This window comes from Methylobacterium frigidaeris (assembly GCF_022179185.1).
GTDB lineage: Bacteria > Pseudomonadota > Alphaproteobacteria > Rhizobiales > Beijerinckiaceae > Methylobacterium > Methylobacterium frigidaeris.
In genome coordinates this window covers 1-1,465 of the sequence record NZ_BPQJ01000117.1, presented here as the reverse complement: position 1 = coordinate 1,465, position 1,465 = coordinate 1, and the positions used below count along the sequence as shown (strand labels likewise).

Annotated in this window: 1 protein-coding gene; it reads left to right on the top strand. The window is 71.1% G+C overall.

Annotated features, from left to right (window positions below; genetic code table 11):
* Nucleotides 1–109 precede the first annotated feature (109 nt).
* Nucleotides 110–1,390 (top strand): IS66 family transposase, encoded by a 1,281-nt coding sequence (gene tnpC, locus MFF64_RS36460; RefSeq protein WP_099900437.1) that lies wholly within the window; start codon nucleotides 110–112, stop codon nucleotides 1,388–1,390.
* Nucleotides 1,391–1,465 lie beyond the last annotated feature (75 nt).

The window sequence follows — 1,465 nt, the reverse complement described above, 5'->3', positions numbered from 1 at the left end:
GTAATTACTCAGGGGTGCGCTCGGTCGCGGCGTGAGGCCGGCGAGGAGCCGATGCGAGGCGCTCGCGGCGCCTCTTGCCGAGAGCTGATTTCGCTGATTCCCTCGTGAGATGAGCCGCAGCGATCTTGAGCGTTTGAGCAAGGAGGAGCTGATCGAGCTGGTGCTGCGGCTGCAGCGGCCAGACAAGACCTCGCGCACCTCCTCCAAGCCGCCCTCGACCGATCGCAAGGAGCAGCGCGAGCAGGCCAAGCCCGGCGGCGCCAAGCCGGGCCACGAGGGGCACAGCCGCACGCTCAGTCCCGATCCCGACGAGGTCGTGGCCCACCGCCCGGGTCAGTGCCCCTGCTGCGGCGGCGCCCTGACGGCGGATCTGCCGGCCGAGATCGTCAGCGTGTGCGAGCAGGTCGAGCTGCCCGAGGTGACGCCGCTCGTCACCCAGCATCAGCGGCTGGCGGTGCGCTGCCCGGCTTGTGGCACGCGCGTCGTCGCTCCCGCGCCGCAGGCGGCGGCCCGCACGCCGTTCGGCCCGCGCCTGCACGCGGTGGCGACCTACCTGAAGACCTTCCAGGCTTTGTCTTACGAGCGGCTGCAGGCGGTGATGGCCGACCTGTTCGGGCTCACCTTGAGCCAGGGCGGGCTGATGAACCTGCTTCGTCGGGCGCAGGGTCGGTTCGTGGCAGGCCGTGAAGCCGCGGTCTCGGCGCTGCGCCGAGCTGAGGTGGTGGCCTCGGACGAGACGGGCGTGCGCATCGAGGGCAGCAACGCGTACCACTGGGTGTTCCGCTCGGACGAAGCGGTGGTGCATCACGCCGCCCCGACGCGGGCCGCCGCGGTGGTGCACGCGATGATGGACGGGCACCGGCCCGCGGTATGGCTGTCGGACCGCTACACCGCCCAACAGGGCCACGGCGAGCGTCACCAGACCTGCCTGGCGCATCTGGCGCGCGACGTCGCCTACGCGGTCGAGGTCAGCGAGGATCCGGTGCCGCTGCGCCTGCAGCTGTGGATCGGGTCCGTGTTCAGCCTGGCCGAGCGCGTCACCAACTTGGCCGCCTCGACGCTCTCGGCCAAGCGCCGGGCGCTGGAGCGGCAGCTGTCCGCCATCCTGTCCGCCCCGAGCCGGTGCGACCTGACCCGCGCGCTGCAAGCCAAGATCGGGCGAGCCCGCGATCAGCTCCTGGTCTTCCTCGACCATCCCGGCCGCGTGGCGGTCACCAACAACGGGTGCGAGCGGGCACTACGCCCAGCGGTGGTGCAGCGGAAAGTGACGAACGGCTACCGGGCGATGTGGGCGGCCGCAGGCGAGGCGGATGTGCGCACGGTCGTCGACACCGCTCGCCTCGCGGGCACCGACACCTTCGTCACCCTCCTCAAGACCATCCGCGCCTGATCGCTTCCCGCGTTCACCTCGGCTTCGGCAAGGTCAGCCGGCTCGTGCACCGCGCCAAACCCCCTGGGTAATTAC